At 70.2% G+C, this 7683-nt stretch carries 7 protein-coding genes; 4 read left to right on the forward strand and 3 right to left on the reverse strand.

Translation table 11 applies throughout. The features are described from left to right. The first annotated feature begins 594 nt into the window (after positions 1–594). Both ACWDO5_RS18900 and ACWDO5_RS18905 read left to right on the forward strand, forming a co-directional pair. Positions 595–1380 (forward strand): EI24 domain-containing protein, encoded by a 786-nt coding sequence (locus tag ACWDO5_RS18900; RefSeq protein ID WP_450531460.1) that lies wholly within the window; start codon positions 595–597, stop codon positions 1378–1380. Between the two features lie 577 nt (positions 1381–1957). Beyond that, on the forward strand, positions 1958–2266 hold the full coding sequence (locus ACWDO5_RS18905; RefSeq protein WP_450531461.1) for a hypothetical protein: 309 nt from the start codon (positions 1958–1960) through the stop codon (positions 2264–2266). A gap of 104 nt (positions 2267–2370) precedes the next feature. Here the strand turns inward: ACWDO5_RS18905 and ACWDO5_RS18910 are convergent, their stop codons facing one another. Continuing rightward, positions 2371–3129 carry a carbon-nitrogen hydrolase family protein gene (locus tag ACWDO5_RS18910; RefSeq protein WP_450531462.1) on the reverse strand — a complete coding sequence of 253 codons (759 nt, stop codon included), beginning with the start codon at positions 3127–3129 and terminating at the stop codon, positions 2371–2373. A gap of 83 nt (positions 3130–3212) precedes the next feature. On the opposite strand from ACWDO5_RS18910, the gene ACWDO5_RS18915 reads away from it, so the two are divergent. Next, positions 3213–3821 carry a LysE family translocator gene (locus tag ACWDO5_RS18915; RefSeq protein ID WP_450531463.1) on the forward strand — a complete coding sequence of 203 codons (609 nt, stop codon included), beginning with the start codon at positions 3213–3215 and terminating at the stop codon, positions 3819–3821. A gap of 584 nt (positions 3822–4405) precedes the next feature. Here the strand turns inward: ACWDO5_RS18915 and ACWDO5_RS18920 are convergent. Both ACWDO5_RS18920 and ACWDO5_RS18925 read right to left on the reverse strand, forming a co-directional pair. Continuing rightward, complete coding sequence (locus ACWDO5_RS18920; protein ID WP_450531464.1) at positions 4406–5647, reverse strand: pyroglutamyl peptidase; 1242 nt, start codon at positions 5645–5647, stop codon at positions 4406–4408. A 317-nt stretch (positions 5648–5964) separates the two neighbouring features. Continuing rightward, positions 5965–6882: an SGNH/GDSL hydrolase family protein gene (locus ACWDO5_RS18925; protein ID WP_450531465.1), complete on the reverse strand. Its 918-nt coding sequence runs from the start codon at positions 6880–6882 to the stop codon at positions 5965–5967. A 260-nt stretch (positions 6883–7142) separates the two neighbouring features. On the opposite strand from ACWDO5_RS18925, the gene ACWDO5_RS18930 reads away from it, so the two are divergent. Beyond that, positions 7143–7637: a DUF3145 domain-containing protein gene (locus ACWDO5_RS18930; RefSeq protein ID WP_450531466.1), complete on the forward strand. Its 495-nt coding sequence runs from the start codon at positions 7143–7145 to the stop codon at positions 7635–7637. The last annotated feature ends 46 nt before the right edge of the window (positions 7638–7683 follow it).

Here is a 7683-nt window from a genome sequence, read left to right on the forward strand (position 1 = left end):
CCCGGCGACCTCGATGCTGACCCGGTCGCCGAGCTTCTGCAGGGCGTTCAGCCGCGGGGCGAGCGCGTGGTACGGCGCGAGCCCCAGCTTGAGCGACTTGTCGGCCGGGTTCACGGGCGGCGCGTCGAGGACGGTACGCCGTGGGTAGCCGCCGCTCTTCGCGAGGTCGGGGGCCGCGGTGCGCAGCGCGTCGGCGGCGGCGGAGAGGGGAGCCTTCGGATAAGGGGCGTCGCGCCCGCCGCCTTCGCGTACGGGATGGGGCTGTGGGCCGTCGCGACCGGGGACGGCGGTCGCGGGCGCGGGCGCGAGAAGCGCCGCCCCGGCGAGGGCGGCGGTGGCGATGAGAAGAGGGCGGGGCAAGCCCATGCGTACGTGCCTCCGGAGTGTCGGAATCGATCGGAACCGATCAGCACAACGATCAGTCGTACGCAGGGGTCTACAGGTTCGACTGCGGACAACAAGGGCCGCTTGGGCGTAAACCCCCGTTCGGCTCCGCCTCGTCGCGCACCACCCGCCGGGCCGATCGTGCCCGCAGCGCCGGTCCGGCCGTGCTCGGCCCGACCCCGACTCCGGCACCCCCGATAAGCTGTACCCATGCGTGATCTTGGGGTGGGCTTCGGCTACTTGATGAAGGGCCAGCGGTGGGTCGGCCGGCACGGCAAGTGGTTCAGCTTCGGGCTGCTCCCGGGTCTGGTGACCCTGGTGCTGTACGCGGCCGCGCTGGTCGGTCTCGGCTACGGCGCCGACGACTTCGCCGCCTGGGCGACGCCCTTTGCCGGCGACTGGTCCTCGCCCTGGCGGGGCCTGTTCCGCGGCTTCCTGACCGCGCTGGTCTTCTCCTTCGGGCTGTTCCTCGCGGTGATCACCTTCACCGCGGTGACGCTGCTGGTCGGCCAGCCCTTCTACGAGTCGCTGTCCGAGCAGGTCGACCGCACCGAGGGCGGCGACGTCCCCGAGTCCGGCCTGCCGCTCCGGCGGGAGCTGTGGATCTCCGCGCGCGACTCGCTGCGGGTCCTGGCGCGGGTCGCGCTCTACGGCGTACTGCTCTTCGCTCTCGGCTTCATCCCGGTCGTCGGCCAGACCGTCGTCCCCGTCATGGGCTTCTGCGTCTCGGGCTTCTTCCTCGCGGAGGAGCTCACAGCGGTCGCCCTCCAGCGGCGCGGTGTCGAGCTCAAGGACCGCCTCCGGCTGCTACGGGGCCGTCGGCTGCTGGCCCTCGGCTTCGGCGTGCCGCTGACGCTGGCGTTCCTCGTCCCGTTCGTGGCCGTGTTCCTGATGCCGGGGGCGGTGGCCGGGGCGACGCTGATGGCGCGGGACCTGGCGCCTGACCCGGACCCGGAGCCGGCGAGTCGGGCCCAGTACACCCTGCACAAGGACTAGGGCTTCTCCTCTGGAGCAGACGGTGGCTGTCTTCTCGTAGCGGGTGGCGACCAAGATCGAATGTCACTCACTGCTCGCGGCCCGCTCCATCGCGACACACCTCAGCCCAGGCAGGTGCCAATTGCTTTACGGCGAAAGAGAGTTGGGCATGGCACCATGGCCGACTGCGTGTGCGCCCAGGGTTCATGTGTAACGTTTGACTTACATGTGTGCATATGCCTACGTTGGATCCAGATTGAACGAAATATCCGTTCTCTTGCCTGGCGAGAAGACGGAAACAATCTCAAGATCCCGATCGACGACCACCTGGTCGTTGGTTGTCCGACGGACGGATGCCCAGTCGCCGGGTTTGCTCCACTCAGCAGCCCAGGTGGGCCCGATGCCGCGCATTCAGCGTGTGAGTCGGCGATGGCAACTCCCGTCATGGCGATACTCCCGCCATGACGATGGCAACTCCCGCCATACAGGCCGATGTACCGGAGCCCTTCGCGAACGCGTCATTGCCTCACTGGCGCTGACGTCGCCGCGGCCGTGCAGGGCTGGGGCCCGTCCATGTTCCCGGGAAAGGGAAAGCACCATGCGGGTAAAGACATCCAGGATTCTCCGGCTGCTCGCCGGCCTGTTCGCCGCTCTGGCTCTGGCCTTCGGTGGAGCAAGCGTAGCCAGTGCCACCAGCACGAACGACTCGGGTTCGTCCAACTACTACGACGATCACCGGGACAATCGTGACGACGACCAGTGGTGGTGGTGGAATTACGACAACTCGGGCCGCTATGACGACAACGGGAACCGCGACTTCGATCGCGACAACGGTGACCGCGACAACGGTAACCGCAACAACGGTGACCGCGACAACGGTAACCGCAACAACGGCGACCGCGACTGACGCTTGAAGGCTGAAGGGGAATCATCTCGCCAAAGCCAGTTGGTCTCCTTCTCCGGTAGCCCCGCGTTGCGACAGCTGCGCGGGGCTACCGGATCAGGCGCGGCCTACAGATGGCCTGGCGCCCTGCTCGGCGCCGCCGAGACAGCAAGGCAGGGAAGCTCTGCCAACGCGAGGCCGGGGGTGGTGTCGCCCGCGTCGGCGATCACCGCACCGTCCGGGCCCCAGACGGTGCTGCCGCCGCGGCAGTCGCCCGCGTCGCTGAGCCCCACGGCGTTGCCAAGAACCACGTACAGGCCGTAGTCCCTGGCCCGGACCGGGTAGACCGCCTCGAAGGAGTCGTTCTCCACGTCGAGCGCCGAACTGGCCACGTACACCTGGCAGTTGTCCTGCTTCGCGCGCTCGGCGAGCTCCGGGAAGCGGTTGTCGTAGCAGATCGCCAGGGCGAAACGGACGCCGCCGAGGGTGAACCGGCCGTCGGCCGTGCCCGCCGCGAAGGTGTCGAGCTCAGGGCCGTGCAGATGCTGCTTGTCGTAGCGGGTGAGCAGCTCACCGCGCGGGTCGATGACGAGCGAGGCGATCGTGGGCCGCTCTCCGTAGGTGCGGGCGGCGCAGTTCACCACGGCGGTGATGCGGTCGGCGCGGCAGGCCTCGCGTATGGGGTCGAGCCGCGGATCGTCCTCCGCGACCCAGAGTGCCGGGTCCTTGGCGATGAGCTCCAGCTCGTACCCCGTCACGGCCAGCTCGGCGAACACGACCAGATCCGCGTCCTGTCCGGACGCCGCGCGGAGGAGGCCGTGCATGGCGTGGACATTGGCGTCGACATCGCCCGGCACGGCCGCGAATTGCGCTGCTGCGATCTTCATGCGCTGAATCATCGCCGTCTCACCATCCGGGAGGAAGCCCGTAATCGATTGCTCGGAGGGGCGGCGCTGGCGAGCATCGGCCCATGACCGAAGTGATCGCAGTCGCCGTCATCACCGTCCTCGCCGTCATCAGTCCGGGCGCCGACTTCGCGATGGTTGTGCGCAACAGCTATCTGTACGGCCGTACGACGGGGCTGCTCGGGGCGGTGGGTGTGGCCGCGGGCGTCCTGGTCCATGTCACGTACACGATGTTCGGCGTCGGCCTGCTGATCGCGTCGTCGACGGCGTTGTTCACGGCGATCAAACTGGTCGGCGCGGCGTACCTGGTCTATATCGGCGTACGCACCTTCAGGGCGCGCCCCGATCTGGCGGTGGACCTGGAGTCCAAGCCGGGCCTGACGCGCCTGGGCGCGCTGCGCACCGGCTTCCTTACGAACGCGCTCAACCCGAAGACGACGCTCTTCGTGGTCTCCACCTTCACCCAGGTGGTGGGCCCGGACACCCCCCTGTGGCAGCAGGCGGGCTACGGCCTGTTCATGTCCTTCGCCCACCTGGCGTGGTTCGGCGTGGTGGCGCTGTTCTTCTCCAACTCCCGTTTGCGCACGGCGATGTTGCGCTGGCAGAAGACCCTGAACCGCACGATCGGCTCGGTCCTGGTGGGCCTGGGAGTCACTCTGGGCCTCGCCCGCTGAGTCTGCGCCCTCCCGCTTTCGCGCCGCCCACCGCCAGACCGCCGGGAGCCCCGCCGCCAAACCGGGCTGAGGCCCGGCGGCGCGAGGCTGCACCCTCCGGGTGCCGCTCGGCGCGGCGCGATGCCGCTTCCGGGGATGCGGGAGCTCCGCCCACACCCCACTGGCCGGCTCCCCCGGCACCGAGCCCCCGCCGCCGCGTCGCCCACCCCGGGACCCGGGGTGTTGGGGCTCTGCCCAACACCGGCCTCCCGCGAGCGAACAGGACCCGCTCGGCGTTGCCGCTTCCGGGGTTGTGGGGCCCGCCCCCAGTGGGCGGGGCGGTTGGGCACGGGCCCTGCTGCGGAAGGCCGCGCTCGGCGCGGGTGGCGGTAGCGGCTGTCGTGTCTCCCGCGGCGCGGAGCTGTCGTCCTAGGGTGTGGGCTGCCCCCTCGTCAGGGATGAGCCTGCCGCGGGCGGGCCGCCCGGCCTGCTTGGCGGGGGTGGCGGTAGCGGCTGCCGGCCTGCGGCGGGAAGCTGCCGGCCCCGGGGTGTGGGGCCGCTCCACGTCAGGCGACAAGCCCCGCGCGAGGCGGCCCCCCGCCCCCTCAGCCCGACGTCTCCGCCGCCACGCGAATAATCGCCCGCACCTGCCCAATGATGTCCACCCGGTTCCGCACGAACTCCGGGTCCGTGATCTCCGTCGTGTTCCCCGCCCCGAACTGCAGCACCGGCGTATGCACATGACCCCCCGGAATCTCCAGCCCCAGCCGGTCCCGCAGCAGCGTCGCCCGGTACGCGATCTCGTTCGAGAGGTAGTCGCCGCCGCCTCCCGCGCGCGCGGTCGAGCCGGCCGTCGGGCCCCCGGGGCTGACCACCGGCGTCGTGCCGCCCGGCGGGATCTCCGTCACCGTCGTGTTGTCGTACACCGGGAAGCGCCCCGTCTCCGCCGCCACAATCGCCTTGTACGGAAGCGAAGTCGTCGTCCACTGCGGCTGCGACGCCGGATCGGTCACCGGCACCGTCTCCGTGCGCGAGACGTTCTCGTTGTCCCCGAACCCGCCCCGCCACGCGCCGTTGAAGCGCTCGATGTCGATACGACCCACCCGCCCCTGGCTCACCGTCGTGAACAGGTCGGCCTTCGTCAGCTGCGTGCGCAATGTCCGCTCCACCGTGCCGTCCGCGAAGTCCTGCCAGCGGACGGGGAAGACGGCCGTCTCGATCCGGGCGGGCCCGTCCGCCGTGCGGATCCAGGTGCCGTCCAGCGCCAGCGCGGTCGCCCCGGACGGGTTGCTGATTCGGATGTCGCGGTCCAGCGTGAAGGGGTCGAAGCCCGTCATCACGATCCGCTTGAAGCCTCCCCCCGCGGGGAGGTTCATCGAGTCCTGGCCGCGCGACGAGCGCTCGAGGCGGTCAAGGAGCCGCGCCCGTTCTGTGTCCGTCAGGCCGAACTCCGGCTGCCATTGCCGCAGTTCACGGGTCATCCCGAGCCGCGCCCAGTACAGCGGCCGGTCGTCGTCCCGGCTCAGATCGCCCCGCGCCGGGCCGCGGCCCTGCGCCCGGTCCACCGCCCGGTCCCACAGCTGCGCGCCCTGCTGTACGACGGCCCGCTCGGCCTGCCGCAAGGACCGCGTCCCCTCCAGCGCCTGCGCGAACCGCGGCGCCACGGTGTCGAATCCGCTGCGCCGCAGGATTTCCTGGGGCACTGCCTTGTCGAGCCGCTGCTCCTCGACAGTGAACGGCGAAACAGGTGCAGGCGCTGGATCGGCTGCGGCGACCGGTGAGCCGGTGAGGGCGAGCAGGAGGAGGGCGACGCCAACTACGTCCAGGCGGGCGGGTATTCGGGACACGGGAATCCTTCCGTCGGGTGGCGGAAGTATCGCCTCCGGGCCGCGCCCCTGGCTACCGCGTCACTCCAGCCGCTCCGGCCCCAGCAGCCACCGCTCGGTGGCCGCCACTTCGAGTGCTACTCCGACGACCTGTACCTCCCGGCCCAATCGACAGCCTCTGTGTCCGAGGCGTCCGGAGAGGCGGCATCGGCGCCACCGTCGAAAACGCCCACCCCTGGGGCCTCATGGCGGCCCACAACCGGGCATGCCAGGCCGCCGCCCCAAGAGGACGGCGGGCGAAGCAGCCCAGGACGTGGGGTCCGGGGCACAGCCCCGGTTCACGGCGGGGGTGGCTTCGCCGCCGTGACGTTGCGGTACGCGATCTCCGCGAGCCGCTCCTGCCCGTTCTTGCTCGGGTGGAACCAGTCCCAGCGGCTCAACTGCTCGCCCTCGAACCGGTAGTCGAAGACCGCCCCGCCGTCGTACCGGCAGCGCCGATCCTTTCCGCAGACGTCCCTGAGCACCTCGTTGTACGCCACGACCCGCTCATACACCCGGTCCCGCCGCTGTTGCGCCTTCGCGCTCTCGTCCTCCGCGTTGCCCAGCATGGAGGCGCAGATGCCCAGCTTCCAGATCTGCCGTCCCAGCGGATCGCCGCGCCCGGTCGACCAGAGCCGCTTGAGATCCGGCACGCTCGACACGTATACCTGAGCCTTCGGCGCGGTACGCCGCAACTGCCGCAGTGCCGCCGCGAAGGCACTCCGGAACTCCTCGACCGGAGTCATCAGCTCCGCCGTGTCCGCGCAGGCGTCGTTCGCGCCGACCATCACCGTCACCAGCTCGGGCTTCTTGGCCGCCGCCTGCGTCATCTGCTCGGCCAGATCCGCCACATCGGCCCCGGAGCGGGCGAAGTTCCAGCTTCTCTCCGTCATCGCGGGTGTCCCGATCAGCCTCAGCGCCAGGCTGCGCACCGTGGCGTCCGTGCCGGTCGCCCAGGACACCTCCGGGCAGTCGGAGAACACCACGCAGGCGTCGAAGCCGCGGGTGATGGAGTCGCCGACGGCGGCGATGGAGTCGGGGCTGCGGTCCCAGACGGGGGTGGGGCTGGGGGACGGCCGCCGCTTGGCGGGGGAGCCGTTGCCTCGCGTATCCGACGCGGAGTCACATCCGGCCAGTGCGCCGGTCGCGAGGAGGACCGCTGCCGTCAGCGCTGCCGCCGCCCTGCGCGAGCGGCGCTTCCGGCTCGTCTCCCGCATGCCCAGATCCCCTCCGTATCACCGGTCCGTGACGTCCTGCCGAGTGAAAGCTTGGTGCGTACGGGCTCTCGGACCGACATTACGTCACCCCTCTGCCATCTACTCGCGGTAGCTTTTTCCCGTCGACCCAGAGGCATCGTGCCCATCGGCTCCGGTAAATTACATCACGTCACATACTGTCCTTTTTGTGGAGTTTGACTCCCGATGATGTTTACTGAGGCCGCTGGGAAGGCGATCCTCGTCCCACACTGGAGGTCCCGGTGACGACACGTGGCGTTCTGTACGTTCACTCCGCGCCGCGCGCGCTGTGCCCGCACGTCGAATGGGCGGTGGCGGGCGTTCTTGGTGTGCGGGTCCAGCTCGACTGGATCCGGCAGCCCGCGTCGCCCGGCACCTGGAGATCCGAGTTCTCCTGGCAGGGCGAGGTGGGAACCGCCTCCAAACTCGCCTCGGCGCTGCGCGGCTGGCACCTGCTGCGCTTCGAGGTGACCGCCGAGCCCTGCCCCACGGCGGAGGGCGAGCGCTACAGCGCCACGCCCGGCCTCGGCATCTTTCACGCCGTCACCGGGATCCACGGCGACATCCTGATCCCGGAGGACCGGCTGCGCGCCGCGCTGGCACGCTCGGTGCAGGGTGAGACGGACCTCGAGGCGGAGATCGCGAAGCTGCTGGGCAAGCCTTGGGACGACGAACTGGAGCCGTTCCGGTACGCGGGGGAGGGAGCGCCGGTCCGCTGGCTCCACCAGGTCGTCTGACGCACGTACGCGAAAGGGCCCCCCCCGCGGGGGGGGGGCCCTTTCC

This window comes from Streptomyces sp. NPDC000880, assembly GCF_053599675.1.